This is a genomic window from Enterobacter sp. RHBSTW-00975 (genome assembly GCF_013615235.1).
GTDB classification, from domain to species: Bacteria; Pseudomonadota; Gammaproteobacteria; order Enterobacterales; family Enterobacteriaceae; genus Enterobacter; species Enterobacter ludwigii.
In genome coordinates this window covers 4,518,233-4,533,828 of the sequence record NZ_CP055883.1, presented here as the reverse complement: position 1 = coordinate 4,533,828, position 15,596 = coordinate 4,518,233, and the positions used below count along the sequence as shown (strand labels likewise).

Annotated in this window: 13 protein-coding genes; 7 read left to right on the top strand and 6 right to left on the bottom strand. The window is 54.8% G+C overall.

The window, feature by feature from the left end:
- Positions 1 to 30: 30 nt before the first annotated feature.
- The 3 genes from hmsP (at position 31) to HV340_RS21965 (ending at position 5,203) form a co-directional block, all read left to right on the top strand.
- Positions 31 to 2,037 (top strand): biofilm formation regulator HmsP, encoded by a 2,007-nt coding sequence (hmsP, locus tag HV340_RS21975; RefSeq protein ID WP_181216230.1) that lies wholly within the window; start codon positions 31 to 33, stop codon positions 2,035 to 2,037.
- A gap of 159 nt (positions 2,038 to 2,196) precedes the next feature.
- A complete protein-coding gene (locus tag HV340_RS21970; RefSeq protein WP_014172087.1) occupies positions 2,197 to 3,483 on the top strand; it encodes a dicarboxylate/amino acid:cation symporter in 1,287 nt (428 codons plus the stop codon).
- Between the two features lie 226 nt (positions 3,484 to 3,709).
- Positions 3,710 to 5,203 carry a pitrilysin family protein gene (locus HV340_RS21965; protein ID WP_014172086.1) on the top strand — a complete coding sequence of 498 codons (1,494 nt, stop codon included), beginning with the start codon at positions 3,710 to 3,712 and terminating at the stop codon, positions 5,201 to 5,203.
- Between the two features lie 43 nt (positions 5,204 to 5,246).
- Here HV340_RS21965 and HV340_RS21960 read toward each other — a convergent pair whose 3' ends face one another.
- The gene (locus HV340_RS21960; RefSeq protein ID WP_014172085.1) at positions 5,247 to 6,176 is read right to left on the bottom strand and encodes a sugar kinase; all 930 of its coding nucleotides are present in this window, start codon (positions 6,174 to 6,176) and stop codon (positions 5,247 to 5,249) included.
- A gap of 228 nt (positions 6,177 to 6,404) precedes the next feature.
- On the opposite strand from HV340_RS21960, the gene pdeH reads away from it, so the two are divergent.
- Positions 6,405 to 7,178 (top strand): cyclic-guanylate-specific phosphodiesterase, encoded by a 774-nt coding sequence (gene pdeH, locus HV340_RS21955; protein WP_020884490.1) that lies wholly within the window; start codon positions 6,405 to 6,407, stop codon positions 7,176 to 7,178.
- Positions 7,179 to 7,243: 65 nt separating this feature from the next.
- Positions 7,244 to 9,286, top strand: a complete 2,043-nt coding sequence (locus HV340_RS21950) for an AsmA family protein (RefSeq protein WP_020884491.1) — start codon at positions 7,244 to 7,246, stop codon at positions 9,284 to 9,286.
- 60 nt (positions 9,287 to 9,346) lie between these two features.
- Here HV340_RS21950 and HV340_RS21945 read toward each other — a convergent pair whose 3' ends face one another.
- The 3 genes from HV340_RS21945 to HV340_RS21935 all read right to left on the bottom strand — a co-directional run bounded on the left by HV340_RS21945 (position 9,347) and on the right by HV340_RS21935 (position 12,906).
- Positions 9,347 to 10,669, bottom strand: coding sequence for an MFS transporter (locus HV340_RS21945; protein WP_014172082.1), 1,323 nt, complete (start codon positions 10,667 to 10,669; stop codon positions 9,347 to 9,349).
- 261 nt (positions 10,670 to 10,930) lie between these two features.
- Positions 10,931 to 11,956, bottom strand: a complete 1,026-nt coding sequence (gene yhjD, locus HV340_RS21940) for an inner membrane protein YhjD (protein ID WP_032679193.1) — start codon at positions 11,954 to 11,956, stop codon at positions 10,931 to 10,933.
- Between the two features lie 50 nt (positions 11,957 to 12,006).
- Positions 12,007 to 12,906: a LysR family transcriptional regulator gene (locus HV340_RS21935; RefSeq protein WP_014172080.1), complete on the bottom strand. Its 900-nt coding sequence runs from the start codon at positions 12,904 to 12,906 to the stop codon at positions 12,007 to 12,009.
- Between the two features lie 119 nt (positions 12,907 to 13,025).
- On the opposite strand from HV340_RS21935, the gene HV340_RS21930 reads away from it, so the two are divergent.
- Both HV340_RS21930 and HV340_RS21925 read left to right on the top strand, forming a co-directional pair.
- A complete protein-coding gene (locus tag HV340_RS21930) occupies positions 13,026 to 13,784 on the top strand; it encodes an SDR family oxidoreductase (RefSeq protein WP_181216229.1) in 759 nt (252 codons plus the stop codon).
- A gap of 173 nt (positions 13,785 to 13,957) precedes the next feature.
- Positions 13,958 to 14,560 carry a response regulator transcription factor gene (locus HV340_RS21925; protein WP_078774781.1) on the top strand — a complete coding sequence of 201 codons (603 nt, stop codon included), beginning with the start codon at positions 13,958 to 13,960 and terminating at the stop codon, positions 14,558 to 14,560.
- Here HV340_RS21925 and HV340_RS21920 read toward each other — a convergent pair.
- Complete coding sequence (locus HV340_RS21920) at positions 14,539 to 14,877, bottom strand: lysozyme (protein ID WP_014172077.1); 339 nt, start codon at positions 14,875 to 14,877, stop codon at positions 14,539 to 14,541. The genes HV340_RS21925 and HV340_RS21920 overlap by 22 nt on opposite strands.
- 71 nt (positions 14,878 to 14,948) lie before the next feature.
- Positions 14,949 to 15,488, bottom strand: a complete 540-nt coding sequence (locus HV340_RS21915) for a GNAT family protein (protein WP_032679188.1) — start codon at positions 15,486 to 15,488, stop codon at positions 14,949 to 14,951.
- Positions 15,489 to 15,596 lie beyond the last annotated feature (108 nt).

Genomic DNA, 15,596 nt, shown 5'->3' with positions numbered 1-15,596 from the left:
CCTGCGCTTCGAGTTTTGTGGAGAGTCATTTTGCGTGTCAGCCGTTCCTTAACTATCAAACAGATGGCGATGGTTTCTGCCGTCACAATGCTGTTTGTACTCCTTTTTTGCGTAATTTTGCTGTTTCATTCCGTACAGCAGAATCGCTATAACACGGCTTCGCAATTAGAAAGTATTGCCCGCTCGGTGCGTGGCCCGCTCTCTGCCTCTATTTTGAAAGGGGATATTCCCGAAGCGGAAACCATTTTAAAACGCATTCAGCCTGCCGGTGTCGTGAGCCGCGCAGACGTGGTGTTACCCAATCAGTTTCAGGCGCTGCGGATGAGTTTTATCCCCGAGCGCCCGGTCCCCATGATGGTGATGCGGCTGTTTGAACTGCCGGTGCAGATTTCGCTGCCGGTCTATTCGCTTGAGCGTCCCGCGAATCCACAGCCGTTGGCCTACCTTGTTCTGCAGGCAGACTCGTACCGCATGTATAAGTTCGTCATGAGCTGGGTTGTCACGTTAGTGACCACTTGCTTACTTATGACGCTTATTCTGAGCGTGGCGCTGACCTGGTGTATTAACCGTCTGATTGTGCATCCGCTACGCCGGATTGCCCGGGAGTTGAACACGCTTTCACCGCAGGACCAGGTGGGGCATCAGCTTCCGCTGCCACGTCTTCATCATGATGACGAGATTGGCATGCTGGTACGCAGCTATAACCTCAACCAGCAGCGGATGCAGCGCCAGCAGGATGAGCTGAACAGCAGCGCCACGCGCTTCCCGGTCTCGGAACTGCCCAATAAAGCCTTCCTGATGGCGATGCTGGAACAGACTGTCGCCCGCCAGCAAACCACCGCGCTGATGGTGATCGCCTGTGAAACCCTGCAGGACACCGCCGGCGTGCTCAAAGAGAACCAGCGTGAAATGCTCCTCCTGACGCTGGTGGAGAAAGTGAAGTCCGTGCTGGCCCCGCGCATGGTGCTGACCCAGGTCAGCGGGTATGACCTGGTGGTGATTGCCAACGGCGTGAAAGAGCCGTGGCATGCGATCACGTTAGGTCAGCAAGTACTCACTGTCATTAATGAGCGGCTGCCCATTCAGGGCATCCAGCTTCGTCCAAGCGCCAGCATCGGTATTGCGATGTACTACGGTGACTTAACGGCGGAACAGCTTTACCGTCGTGCTTTCTCGGCGGCGTTTACCGCCCGGCGCAAAGGGAAAAATCAGATCGAGTTCTTCGACCCGGAACAGATGGAAAGGGCGCAGCAGCGCCTGACGGAAGAGAGCGACATTTTGACCGCGCTGGATAACCGTCAGTTTGCCCTCTGGCTCCAGCCGCAGGTGAATTTGCTGACGGGCGAGGTGATCAGCGCGGAAGCGCTGCTGCGCGTGCAGCAGCCGGATGGTTCATGGGAATTGCCGGAAGGGCTCATTGAGCGCATCGAATCCTGTGGCCTGATGGTCACCGTCGGTTACTGGGTGCTGGAGGAGTCGTGCCGTCAGCTTGCTGCCTGGCAGGAACGAGGCGTGACGCTCCCGCTGTCGGTCAACTTGTCCGCCCTGCAGCTGATGCATCCGACCATGGTGTCTGAGATGCTGGAGCTGATCCATCGTTACCGGATCAAGCCTGATACGCTGACGCTGGAAGTCACGGAAAGCCGGCGTATTGACGATCCTAATGAGGCGGTCGCGATTCTGAAACCGCTGCGTAATGCCGGTATACGCATCGCGCTGGACGATTTCGGTATGGGCTATGCCGGGCTGCGTCAGCTCCAGCATATGAAAACCCTGCCGGTGGATGTGCTGAAAATCGACAAAGCCTTTGTTGAAGGGTTGCCGGAAGACAGCAGCATGGTCCAGGCCATTATCCAGCTGGCCCGCAGCCTGAAACTGCAGCTGATTGCCGAAGGGATTGAGACAGACGCGCAGCGCACCTGGCTGGCTGAAGCGGGCGTGGAGGGCGGACAGGGCTTCCTGTTTGCACCGGCTGTTCCGTCGGATGTCTTTGAACAACGCTACCTTTCCGGTGGGGACAATAGCGCAAACGTGTAATTTTGTTGCTGGCTTGTGCGAGCCAGCTCAAAGTTCTTAACATTTGTGTTTCAAATTTGAACTGGGTTTATTTCTGTCCTGTTATACGGGTGTTATTTTAGAGCCGCAGGTTAACCATAACCTTACAAGACCTGTGGTTTTTCTTCCCAAGGACACCCTATGAAAACCTCACTCTTCAAAAGTCTCTATTTTCAGGTCCTGACAGCCATCGCAATCGGTATTTTGCTTGGTCACTATTACCCTGAACTTGGCGCACAAATGAAACCGCTTGGCGACGCATTCGTTAAGCTCATCAAAATGGTCATCGCCCCGGTGATCTTCTGTACCGTCGTGACGGGCATCGCTGGCATGGAAAGCATGAAGGCGGTAGGCCGTACCGGTGCAGTGGCGCTTCTCTATTTCGAAGTGGTCAGTACCCTTGCGCTGATTATTGGTCTTATCATCGTGAACGTGGTGCAGCCCGGCGCGGGGATGAACGTTGACCCGTCGACGCTGGATGCCAAAGCGGTCGCGGTGTATGCCGATCAGGCGAAAGACCAGGGGGTAGTGGCCTTCCTGCTGGACGTTATCCCAGGCAGCGTCATTGGTGCATTTGCCAGCGGCAACATTCTGCAGGTGCTGCTGTTTGCCGTCATGTTTGGCTTTGCCCTGCACCGTCTGGGCAACAAAGGCCAGCTGATCTTTAACGTCATCGAAAGCTTCTCGCAGGTCATCTTCGGCATCATCAATATGATCATGCGCCTGGCGCCTATTGGGGCCTTCGGTGCGATGGCATTCACCATCGGTAAGTACGGCGTGGGTACCCTGGTGCAGCTGGGCCAGCTCATCATCTGCTTCTATATCACCTGTATTCTGTTCGTGGTGGTGGTGCTGGGCTCAATCGCCCGCGCGGCAGGGTTCAGCATTTTCAAATTTATCCGTTATATCCGCGAAGAGCTGCTGATTGTTCTGGGGACCTCTTCATCAGAATCGGCCCTGCCGCGCATGCTCGATAAGATGGAAAAGCTGGGCTGCCGTAAATCGGTGGTGGGGCTGGTCATCCCGACGGGCTACTCCTTCAACCTTGATGGCACCTCGATATACCTGACAATGGCGGCCGTGTTTATCGCTCAGGCGACCAATAGCCATATGGACATTTTCCATCAGGTCACCCTGCTGGTGGTGCTCCTGCTCTCGTCTAAAGGGGCCGCAGGTGTCACTGGCAGTGGCTTTATCGTGCTGGCGGCCACCATTTCCGCGGTCGGACACCTGCCGGTGGCGGGGCTGGCGCTGATTCTCGGTATTGACCGCTTTATGTCTGAAGCCCGTGCCTTGACCAACCTCGTAGGTAACGGTGTGGCAACGGTAGTCGTGGCAAAATGGGTGAAAGAGCTGGATCACAAAAAGCTCGACGATACGTTAAATAATCGCCAGTCAGACAGCAAAACTCCTGGTTTATCCTCTTAATATTGTCACAAATGCCCGCATTCCCTTGTCGGGATGCGGGCTCCTGCGCATAATAACTGTTCGTACCTGTCATAATTCGACAAGATTTTTTTTGGGTATATTTCACTTCTGACCGTGACGTTTTGTAGAACACGCGGTCTAATCGACGTGTTTTCATCGTCATCTTTTAGAGTGAAACGCGTCGCGAGACACTCTCTTTAACCAGGAATGTTGATCAGGGGTTCACATGCAGGGCACAAAAATTCGACTCTTAACCGGCGGTTTGCTGATGATGGCAGCAGCCAGTTATGTGCAGGCAGATGCGCTCCAGCCAGACCCGGCCTGGCAACAAGGGACACTAGCGAACGGTTTTCAGTGGCAGGTTTTAGCCACCCCACAACGTCCAAGTGATCGTGTTGAAATCCGTCTGTCTGTTAATACCGGCTCCCTCACGGAAAGCACTCAGCAAACCGGTTTTAGCCATTTTATTCCCCGACTGGCGCTCACGCAGAGCGGCAGTTTGCAAGCAGTTCAGGTGCGTTCGCTCTGGCAACAGGCCATTGATCCGAAACGCCCGCTTCCGCCGGCAGTGGTCTCGTATGACTACACCATGTTCAACCTGAGCCTGCCAAATAACCGTAACGACCTGCTCAAAGAAGCCCTTACGTATCTCGCCGATGCGTCGGGCAATCTGGCGATTACGCCGGAAACCGTTAACTATGCGCTGAGCAACAGTGACATGGTTGCCACCTGGCCTGTGGACACCAAAGAGGGCTGGTGGCGTTACCGCCTGAAGGGTTCAACGCTGCTTGGGCATGACCCGGCCGAGCCGCTGAAACAGCCGGTGGACGCTGAGCAGGTAAAATCGTTCTACCAGAAATGGTACACCCCGGACGCGATGACGCTTATCGTGGTGGGGAATGTGGACAGCCGTGCGGTGGTGGAGCAGATCAACAAAGCGTTTGGCGAACTGAAAGGCAAACGCGAAACACCGGCCCCTGTCCCAACGCTCTCTCCACTGCGTGCAGAGCCTGTCAGCATTATGACGGATACCGTTCGTCAGGACCGCCTCTCCGTCATGTGGGATAACGCCTGGCAGCCAATTCGTGAGTCAGCGGCGCTGCTGCGCTACTGGCGTGCCGATCTGGCACGTGAAGCGCTGTTCTGGCACGTTCAGCAGACGCTCAGCAAGAATAACGTGAAGAATATCGGTCTCGGCTTTGACTGCCGCGTGCTGTTCCAGCGTGCACAGTGTGCCATTAACGTTGAATCGCCGGGCGATAAGCTGAATGCGAATCTGGGCGTGGTGGCAAAAGAGCTGGCAAAAGTGCGCAAAGAGGGCCTGTCGGAAGAAGAGTTCAATGCACTGGTCGCGCAGAAAAAACTTGAGCTGCAGAAGCTGTTTGCAACGTATGCCCGCGCCGATACCGACATTCTGATCAGCCAGCGTATTCGCTCACTGCAGAATCAGGTGGTGGATATCGCGCCGGAGCAGTACCAGAAGCTTCGTCAGGACTTCCTGGAGGGGTTGACCGTCGATATGTTGAATCAGGACTTACGTCAGCAGCTGTCGCAGGAAATGGCGTTGATTCTTCTGCAGCCGAAAGGCGAGCCGGAATATGACATGAAGGAACTTCAGTCGACCTGGAATACCATTATGGCCTCCGCGCCGCAGCCATCGCAGGCTGCTACGGCAGATGATTTGCACCAGGACGCAACGGATATCCCGCAGGGGCAGTAATGCCCCTCATCCAGAACCCTCTCCCTGTCGGAGAGGGTTTTTTTTACTGTGGCATTGCCTCACGCGGAATAATTGCCCCGCGATACTGGATCACGGTGCTCGCCGTCAGGTGTCCACGCTGGGCTGCCGCTTCAGGCGTCCCGCCCGTCAGACGCACCGCCAGATAGCCCGCACTGAATGAATCACCCGCCGCCGTCGTATCAATCACTTTCTCTTTCGGCAACGTCACCGCAGGAACGTCGATGACGGCTTCACCTGGGATGGCGACCAGACATGAATCAGCCCCGCGCTTAATCACCACTTCACTTACGCCGGCGGCCTGCGTACGCGCAATCACCTCATCAACGGGTTTCTCACCCCACAGCGCATCTTCATCATCGAGCGTCAGAAAGGCGATATCGGTGCATTGCAGTATCTGCTGATAAACCTGCTGCGTCTCTTCACGGCTGGCCCACAGGCGCGGGCGGTAGTTATTATCGAAAATAACCTTGCCGCCATTGGCGCGGCATTCACGCAGTAACGACAGCAGCTTTTCACGGCTGGCTGAGCTTAAAATAGCCAGGCTAATCCCGCTCAGATAAAGATAATCAAAGGTGGCTAACGCTTCGCAGATGGCTGCCGCAGCGTCGCTCTCCAGCCAGAATTTGGCCGCGGCTTCGTTACGCCAGTAGTAGAAGGTCCGCTCGCCGGTATCGTCGGTTTCAATGTAGTAAAGCCCCGGCAGGCGGTTTTCCATACGCTGTATCAGCGAGGTGTCCACCTGCTCACTCTGCCAGGCTTCCAGCATTTGCTGGCTGAAACTGTCCGTCCCCAGGGCGGTGACGTAGTTCACGGTAAGGGCCTCTGGGGCAACCTGACGGGCAATATAAACGGAGGTGTTTAACGTATCGCCACCAAAACCGCGGCTGACTTCCGCGCCTTTTTGTGACAGCTCAATCATGCATTCGCCAATCACGGCAATTTTCTTGGTCATAGTCGTGAACCTGAACAGAGTAATTTTCGGTAGTGTGCGCTGAGTGAATTATGCGGTCAACTATATTAAAACGACGTTCCATTATTTTATTTGAGCCAGCGCGTGTTCCTGTTAATTTCTGCCCGCTTAATTTCATTTTCCCGGTGAATTGAACATAAAGTTCTCAATTGCCGGGCCGATAACCCTTTGACGAGTCCAGAAAGGCCATCCAACAACAGGACATCTGAAATGAAGTCAGAGCAGGTTATCCAGCGGCTGAGCACTACGCCTGAGGCAAGTATTGAGAACTTGCAGGAGCATCGCTACTGGCTGCAATGTGAGCGTGCGTACACCTATCAGCCGATCTACCGAACGGACGGTCGACTGATGGCTATTGAAATTTTGACCGTCGTGACGCACCCGTCAAACCCCTCACAGCGTATCGCACCGGACCGCTATTTTGCCGAAGTTGCCGTGCGCCAGCGCCTGGATGTGCTGGAAGAACAGCTCCGTATGCTGGCAACCAAACAGGCCTTTTTCGAACAGCACGCTATCCTCGCCTCGGTCAACGTCGATGGACCCACCCTGCTGGCGCTGCGCCAGAACGCGAAATTACAGGAGCTGATCGCCTCCTTACCGTGGATGCGCTTTGAGCTGGTGGAGCATGTTCGTCTGCCACAGGACTCATCATTTGCCTCGATGTGCGAATTCGGCCCGCTGTGGCTGGATGACTTTGGCACCGGGATGGCGAACTTCTCTGCCCTCAGCGAAGTGCGTTACGACTACATTAAAGTGGCCCGCGACCTGTTCATTATGCTGCGCCAGACCCCGGAAGGGCGGAATCTGTTTACGCTGTTATTACAGCTGATGAACCGCTACTGCCAGGGCGTGATAGTGGAAGGTGTGGAAACGCTGGAAGAGTGGCGTGATGTGCAAAATTCTCCCGCGGCGGCGGCACAAGGCTATTTCCTCTCTCGTCCGGTCCCAATGGATACCCTCGATTCCGTGATAACGATCCTCTGATCTGCCCGCTTCCCTTTGTCTGAACTATAGTTTTACAGGTAAGGTCATCAGGAAAGGGGATAACAATGACAAAAACAACCAGGGTAATCTCCTGGACAGCAGGGATTTTATTGTTGTTGATCGTGGTCGCCGTCGTCATTATCGCGACGTTTGACTGGAACCGCCTTAAGCCGACCATCAACCAGAAAGTCTCCACCGAACTCAATCGCCCCTTCGCCATACGCGGCGATCTCGGGGTAGTGTGGGAACGCCAGAAAGAGGAGACCGGCTGGCGAAGCTGGATCCCCTGGCCACATGTCCACGCCGACGACATCATTCTCGGCAACCCGCCGGATATTCCTGACGTGACAATGGTGCATCTGCCCCGCGTAGAAGCCACGCTGGCCCCGTTAGCGCTACTGACCAAAACGGTTTACCTGCCGTGGATCAAGCTTCAGCAGCCCGATGCGCGTCTGATCCGCCTTTCCGAAAAGAACAACAACTGGACGTTTGATCTCGCCAGCAGCGACGAAAAAGATCCCAATGCGCAACCCTCATCATGGTCATTCCGTCTCGACAATATTCTTTTCGATCGCGGGCGGATCGCCATCGACGACAAGGTCAGCAAAGCTGATATCGAGATCCTGGTCGATCCGTTGGGCAAACCGCTGCCGTTTAGCGAAGTGACCGGCGCAAAAGCGAAGGGCGATAATGCCAAAGCCGGGGATTATGTTTTCGGCCTGAAGGCCAAAGGGCGCTACAAAGGGCAGCCCCTGACCGGCACTGGCAAAATTGGCGGCATGCTGGCGCTTCGAAGCGACTCGACGCCGTTTCCTGTGCAGGCGGATTTCCGCTCCGGGAACACGCGGGTGGCCTTCACCGGGACCGTCAACGACCCTATGAACATGGGGGGCGTTGATCTGCGGCTGAAATTTGCCGGTGATTCGCTGGGTGAACTGTATGAACTCACTGGCGTCCTGCTGCCAGATACGCCACCGTTTGAGACGGACGGTCATCTGGTGGCAAAAATCGATACGGAAAAATCGTCGGTATTTGATTATCGCGATTTCAATGGCCGTATTGGCGACAGCGATATCCATGGCTCGTTGACCTATACCACCGGAAAACCGCGCCCGAAACTGGAAGGCGATGTGGAGTCTCGCCAGCTGCGGCTGGCCGATTTGGGGCCGCTGATCGGGATTGATTCCGGTAAAGGCACGAAATCAAAAGAGGTGAAAAAAGATCGCCAGCCGGCGGGGAAAGTCCTGCCTTACGATCGCTTTGAGACCGATAAGTGGGACGTAATGGATGCGGATGTTCGCTTTAAAGGGGGCAAAATCGAACATGGCAGTACGCTGCCGATCAGCAATCTTTCGACCCATATCCTGCTTAAAAATGCCGATTTACGCCTGCAGCCGCTGAAGTTTGGCATGGCGGGTGGGACCCTCTCATCGAACATTCACCTCGAAGGCGATAAAAAGCCGATGCAGGGGCGTGCCGATATTAAGGCCCGCCGGCTCAAACTGAAAGAGCTGATGCCGAACGTGGAATTGATGCAGAAAACCCTGGGTGAAATGAACGGCGATGCCGATATCCGCGGCGTGGGGAATTCCGTGGCTGCACTGCTCGGGAGCAGTAACGGTAATCTGAAGCTTCTAATGAATGACGGGCTGGTGAGCCGTAACCTGATGGAGATCCTGGGGCTGAACGTCGGAAACTACGTCATCGGGCAAATCTTCGGTGATGATGAGGTGCGGGTGAACTGTGCGGCGGCCAACCTGGATCTGGTCAACGGCGTGGCGCGCCCGCAGATTTTTGCCTTCGATACGGAGAACGCGGTCATCAACGTGACCGGCACCGCCAGTATGGCCTCCGAGCAGCTTGATTTAACCATCGATCCGGAAAGTAAGGGGATTCGTATCATCACCCTGCGTTCGCCGCTCTACGTGCGTGGGACCTTTAAAAATCCGCAGGCGGGTGTGAAACCCGGTCCGCTGATTGCGCGTGGCGCAGTGGCGGCAGCACTCGCGACGCTGGTTACGCCAGCGGCGGCGCTGTTGGCGTTAATTTCGCCGTCAGAAGGGGATGCGAATCAGTGCCGGAACATTTTGTCGCAGATGAAAAAATAACGTGCGGCTTTCGGGACCTTTACCCTCTCCCTGGGGGAGAGGGTATCAGGCCGCGGTGAATTACAGAGACTGGTGCTTCGTCTCGTGGGTCAGCAGCAGGGCAATCAGCGTCAACGCTGCCATGGCGGCCAGGTAAACGCCCACGTAGAACAGGCCATAATTTGCCTGCAGCCAGGTGGCGATATAAGGCGCAACGGACGCACCCAGAATAGAGGCAACGTTATAGGAGAACGACGCACCGGTATAACGCACTTCCGTCGGGAACAGCTCTGGCAGCAGCGCACCCATCGGGCCGAAGGTCAGGCCCATCAGGCTCAGACCAATGAGCAGGTACGCCATGACCAGCGCAGGGCTACCTGAACCCAGCAGTGGCGGGAAGACGAACAGGGCAAACAGAATGATCAGCGTGGTGATAACAATCATGCTTGAGCGACGACCAAACTTATCCGCCAGCAGGCCGGCAATCGGCACCATGACGCCAAACCCAATGACCGCCATCATCAACATCCACAGCACTTCGTTACGCGGCAGGCCGAGCCCAACCGGCGCTGCGGCGGTGCTGAACGTCATTGAGTAGACCGTCATGATATAGAACAGCGTGTAGGTCGCGAGCATGATAAACGTGCCCAGTACCGTCACGCGGACGTGTTTAGTCAGCAGCGTACCCAGCGGCACTTTTACCTGTTTTTTCGCGGCGGCAACTTTAGCGAAAACCGGCGTTTCGTGAAGTGACACGCGGACATACAGGCCAATCAGCACCAGCACGGCGGAGAAGACGAACGGAATACGCCAGCCCCAGCTCATGAACTGTTCGTCCGTCAGCAGCCAGGAGAGCAGCAGGAAAGTCCCGTTCGCAAAGAAGAAGCCAATCGGTGCGCCAAGCTGCGGGAATGAACCGTACAGCGCGCGTTTGCGTGCCGGTGCGTTCTCCGTGGCCAGCAGCGCCGCCCCCCCCCATTCACCGCCCAGCCCCAGACCCTGACCAAAACGCGCCAGCGCCAGCAGCATCGGGGCCAGAATACCAATGGTTTCGTAGGTAGGCAGCAAGCCGATAGCGACGGTGGAGATCCCCATCGTCAGCAGCGAGGCTACCAGCGTGACCTTACGGCCGATGCGATCGCCGAAGTGTCCAAACAGGGCAGAGCCAATCGGGCGCGCAACAAACGCGATCGCAAAGGTAGCCAGAGACTGCAGCGTGGCTGCCGTCGGGTCACCCTGCGGGAAGAAAATATGCGGGAAGACAATGACCGCTGCGGTGGCATAAATGTAAAAGTCGAAGAACTCAATGGCGGTGCCAATCAGCGAGGCGACGACAACTTTGTTTCGCGAGTTAACCGGCGCGGTTTCCGCACCGGAGTCGAGTGTTGTGGCTGTTGCTTGCATAATATTTTCTTATTTTTAGTCGGACGAAAGGCCATATTACGCACAGCAAAAGCGACATTTCAATCTGTAACAAAGCCGCGCGCTGGTGATAAAAGCAACAAAAAGCGGATAATGTTCAGGCCAGACAAAACACTTCCATGAAATGCTTCACAGTTTTCAAATATCAGCTGATAAAACTGGTTTTTGGTTAAATAAAAGTTACGGACTGGATTTATATGCTGAAATGATGAATCGGGCTGAAGTTTCAGCCCGGGAGAGACGTTATCGGTGTGTTTTACCCGGCATGCGCGGGTCGTCTTTGTACTCGGCGGTGGCAATCCACGCCGCGCAGAATAAGGTCAGGCGGGCGAAGAAGTAGAAGAACGCCATCAGCCCCAGCACCGAGCCAAACGCCGCGCCAGAAGGGGATTTCACCAGCGATGGCAGAGTGTAAGTCATCACAATTTTGATCACTTCAAAGCCTATCGCCGCAATTAATGTGCCGCGGATCAGCGCCTTCTTACGCGGACGATGGCGGGGCAAGCGCCAGAAGATCCAGAAGAACAGCAGATAGTTGGCGAAGATGGAAATAGCCAGTCCAATGCCGCGCCACGCGGGCTTCAGCCACTCGATGTAATCCAGATAGAGCGCAGAGATAATCATCTGCTGCGCCGAACCGGCGACAGAGGTGATGGAGAGCGTCACAATCAGCGCGACGAGCAGGCCAATCAGCGAAACAAAGTCGCGAAGATACTTAACCCAGATTTTCTCCTGGTCCTGAGGCTTACGCTCCCACACCTCGCGCGACTGGGCACGAATGGCCTCGCGGAGGTTGCCCATCCAGTTAATCCCGGAGTAAAGGGCAATCAACAGACCGACAATACCGACCGTCGTACGTTGCTGTACGGCGGTATTAATGGTGTTTTTGAGCGTGGTGGCGAGGGTCGGATCACTGACGTTATTCAGGATTTTATTGAAGATATCCTGCAACAGCGTTGGGTGTGACGCGAGTACAAAACCGGCTGCGGCAAAGGACACCATCAGGATCGGGATCATCGATAAAAAAGAGAAATAGGTGATGGCAGCACCAAACTGGTTACCCATGCGGTCATTAAACCGCTCTGTTGCGCGTATCAGGTGCGCAATCATGGGGAACTGCTGTATCCGCTCTGCCAGGCTGGTGACAGTCCCCAGCGCTTTGCTGGCAGTGCCTGGCATTTTTGCTTCTTCAGGCCCGGTTTCCATCTTCTGGATGGGTTCGTAATCTAAATGTTGGGTAGGTCGTTGCGGGTTGTTTTCCGGCGTCACGCGACTTTTCCTTTTCGTTTGGCTGGATGTTATTGAATTATAGCTTGCGACTAATCCACGTAAGCTTTTGTGAGTGCAGTAAGCCACTCCATAAACAGATGTACCCGACGGGAGAGGTTGCGCCGGTGGGGATAAATCAGCGATACCGGCATCGGTTCCGCCCGGTACTGCGGGAGAACTTCAATCAACTTCCTGGTGCGCAGAGCGTCACGCACGCCAACGCGCGGCACCTGGATAATACCCAGTCCGGCGATGCAGGCCGCCTGATACGTTTCTGTGCTGTTGACGGTCAAAACCCCGCCCGTCTTCACCCACTGCGTCGACGTGCCGTTATAAAACTCAAAGCCCTGGGGACGTGTTCCCAGCGTGGCGGCGTAGTGAATGACGGCGTGTGAACCCAAATCTTCCAGTGTTTCCGGATAGCCAAAACGCGTGACATAATCCGGGCTGGCGCAGTTAATCACCGACAGCTTGCCCAGCGGGCGGGCGATAAGTCCCGAGTCTTTGAGCGCGCCGACGCGTACCACACAATCAAACCCTTCACGAATAACATCCACCAGGCGATCGCTGCTGCTAAGTTCCAGCTCGATGCCCGGATATTGCTGCAGAAAAGCAGGCAGTTTGGGGATGACTAAATTTCGAGCAACGCTGACGGGCATATCCACGCGTAACCGACCGCTGATGGTGGAGGGGTCATGCTGGAACATACCGTCCAGTTCATCCAGGTTTGTCAGAAGATCTTTTGCCCGCTCGTAATACACCATGCCGTCCTGCGTCAGGCTTACGCGACGCGTGGTTCGGTGCAATAGCTGGGTTCCCAGTCGGTTTTCCAGCGCCTGAATTTGCCGCGAAACACTGCCTTTCGGCAGCGTCAGTGACTCCGCCGCCCGGGAAAAACTCTCCAGTTCCGCGACACGAACAAACAGCTGCATTGCGTGAATTTTATCCATAGACGAAGCTCATTGTTGTTGCAATTGAAACAGTGAAGCGCTCTGCGACATCTTTATTGATCTTCTATCACCTAATAAGCTCTTTCTCAATCTCCACAACAGTCAAAACGAGGTTTCTTATGTCTGAACGTATTGCATTAGTCACAGGTGGTAGCCGTGGTCTGGGTAAAAACGCGGCGTTGAAGCTCGCAGCAGACGGAACGGGAATTATCCTGACCTATAACCGAAGCCAACAGGAAGCGCTGGATGTTGTGCGCGAAATTCAGCAAAAAGGCGTTAACGCGGCCGCATTGCAGCTCAACGTCGGAGATGTTGCCAGTTTCGACCTTTTTGCCGATCAGCTTCAGGAAACCCTTAATACCGTATGGCAGCGTGAAACCTTTGATTATTTATTAAACAACGCCGGGACGGGCTTGTACGCGCCCTATGCCGAGACAACGGAAGCCCAGTTTGATGAGGCGCTGAATATCCATTTCAAAGGGCCTTTTTTCCTGACGCAGCGTTTGCTTCCCTTGCTGAACGACGGTGGGCGGATCCTGAACGTCTCCAGCGGGCTGGCCCGTTTTACGCAACCCGGTTCCGGCACCTATGCGGCAATGAAAGGGGCGATGGAAGTGCTGACCCGCTACCAGGCGAAAGAGCTGGGCGCGCGCGGTATCTCCGTCAATATCATTGCTCCCGGTGCGATAGAAACCGACTTTGGCGGCGGACGCGTGCGTGACAACGCGCAGCTTAACCAGATGCTGGCAACGCAGACGGCGCTCGGGCGCGTAGGGTTGCCGGATGATATCGGTGATGCCATTGCGGCGCTGCTCAGCGATAAACTGGGCTGGATGAATGCGCAACGTATTGAAGTGTCAGGCGGTATGTTCCTGTGATGCCTTCGCTTAAGGGGAAGGAACCTCTTAAGGAAATCCTCAAATTGAATGTGTCCAGATACTGGGAGATATAAATAACACTGGTGGATTTGTAACGTCTCCGTTCATTGAGTTTTTTCTTAAATAATGCCTCTGTAGAATCTCCCTTCGCGACTCTCAGAGGGAGAAAAACGATGCGGGTAATTATGTTTGACAGGCAGTCCCTGTTTATTCACGGAGCGATACACAGTCTTCAGAAATTAATTCCGGAAATAAATATTACGGGAAGCTGTCAGGCAGAAGATTTATGGGCGCAAATTTCAGCGTCACCTTCGGCTATCGTCATGATTGACGGGAATTTAATTGAGGATGAGGGGATCGCCTGGCTGGAAGCGATCATGCAGCGTTTCCCGACGATACGCGTGGTAATGGTTCTGGCTAAAAAAGAGGCCCGCTGGGTTGAACAATTGCTGCAGCGAAACGTGATGGCCATTGTTCCCCGCAATGCGCACCCGGAGCGCTTTTCCGCGGTGCTGGATTCGGTCTCCCGAGGAATGGTGTGCTTCCCCGGTGAGTGGGTGAGGCAACCGTCGGCGCCGCAGGCGTTATTATCCTTAAGCGAACGCCAGCGCGAAGTCCTGAAATTACTGGCGGCGGGGGAGTCCAACAAAGAGATCGGGCGCAATCTCAACATCAGCGCCGCCACGGTGAAAGCGCACCTGGAAGCGCTTTTCCGCCGTCTGGAGGTGAAAAACAGAACCCAGGCCGCGATGTACTATACCCGGGCGACGGCCTGAAGAATTGCGGTCGGGAGTGAGGTCGTCTCACCGAAACTGAGCATCATCAACACCAGCGCGTCGTGCTGCTGTTGGGTTAACGGGCGTTTAAATTTTTCCCGCAACAGCGTTTCGCACAGCTGAATATCATCGTGAAGTAAATATTCAGCCTGTAGCGGCGTGATAAGACGCTGAAAACATTCGCCCTGGCGAATAACATGGCCATAGCCTATAACCCATAAACCGTTTTCATCACGATATTTCTCCAGAGAAAGCCCCTGGTGTTTTTTTATTAACGCAATGGCGGCAGAAGATATCTTCAGCGCATGACCTTTCATATTCGTTTCCTCTTAATGGCAATATTGTAGAGGAAACGACGCACGCGAAATATCCGCCAAATGGCTATAGGTCAGGAATAATTGCTGAGATATTCCTGCTTCAATAAACCGAACAGCCAGTCATTATGCCATTGTCCGCCAAGGTAATAACTCTCGCGTAGCTCGCCCTCCAGACGAAAGCCCGTTTTTTCCAGCAGGCGTCTGGAGGCGATATTCCCCGCCGTGACGGTGGCGGTGAGGCGGCGTATGCCGCCCTGATGAAAGGCGTAACCGCACAGCGCCTGCAGTGATTCGAAGCCGTAGCCTTTCCCCTGGGCCGCAGGTGCAAAAAGAAAACCCACTTCCGCGCAATCGTCATCGCGATGAATATAACCGGTGACGCCGAGCGGTACGCCGGAGGTGGCGTCACGCACAACGAGGCAAAGCCAGTGCGCGCTGCCCGGCGTCCAGGGCGTCAGACGAGATTCGAACGCCTCGCGGATCGCCTCCACGGGGCGATCTTCCGCGACAAAACGCATCACCTCGGGGTCGTGCTGCAACGCCAGGAAAAAGGGCCAGTCATGGTCTTGCAGCGGTGAACAGATAAGACGCGATGTCGTTAAGACAGGCATTCAGATTCTCCTGAAACATTTAAAATGATTTTCGTGGTGTCACTTTATTTCAACAGAAAGTCAGGTATGGTTAACCTCGTATAAATAAAAAGAAAAACGGCCATTACG

Excerpts from the sequence above, each read along its gene's own strand:
- HV340_RS21970 (WP_014172087.1), top strand. The coding sequence starts at position 2,197 with ATGAAAACCTCACTCTTCAAAAGTCTCTATTTTCAGGTCCTGACAGCC.
- HV340_RS21965 (WP_014172086.1), top strand. The coding sequence starts at position 3,710 with ATGCAGGGCACAAAAATTCGACTCTTAACCGGCGGTTTGCTGATGATG.
- HV340_RS21960 (WP_014172085.1), bottom strand. The coding sequence starts at position 6,176 with ATGACCAAGAAAATTGCCGTGATTGGCGAATGCATGATTGAGCTGTCA.
- pdeH (WP_020884490.1), top strand. The coding sequence starts at position 6,405 with ATGAAGTCAGAGCAGGTTATCCAGCGGCTGAGCACTACGCCTGAGGCA.
- HV340_RS21950 (WP_020884491.1), top strand. The coding sequence starts at position 7,244 with ATGACAAAAACAACCAGGGTAATCTCCTGGACAGCAGGGATTTTATTG.
- HV340_RS21945 (WP_014172082.1), bottom strand. The coding sequence starts at position 10,669 with ATGCAAGCAACAGCCACAACACTCGACTCCGGTGCGGAAACCGCGCCG.
- HV340_RS21935 (WP_014172080.1), bottom strand. The coding sequence starts at position 12,906 with ATGGATAAAATTCACGCAATGCAGCTGTTTGTTCGTGTCGCGGAACTG.
- HV340_RS21930 (WP_181216229.1), top strand. The coding sequence starts at position 13,026 with ATGTCTGAACGTATTGCATTAGTCACAGGTGGTAGCCGTGGTCTGGGT.
- HV340_RS21925 (WP_078774781.1), top strand. The coding sequence starts at position 13,958 with ATGCGGGTAATTATGTTTGACAGGCAGTCCCTGTTTATTCACGGAGCG.
- HV340_RS21920 (WP_014172077.1), bottom strand. The coding sequence starts at position 14,877 with ATGAAAGGTCATGCGCTGAAGATATCTTCTGCCGCCATTGCGTTAATA.
- HV340_RS21915 (WP_032679188.1), bottom strand. The coding sequence starts at position 15,488 with ATGCCTGTCTTAACGACATCGCGTCTTATCTGTTCACCGCTGCAAGAC.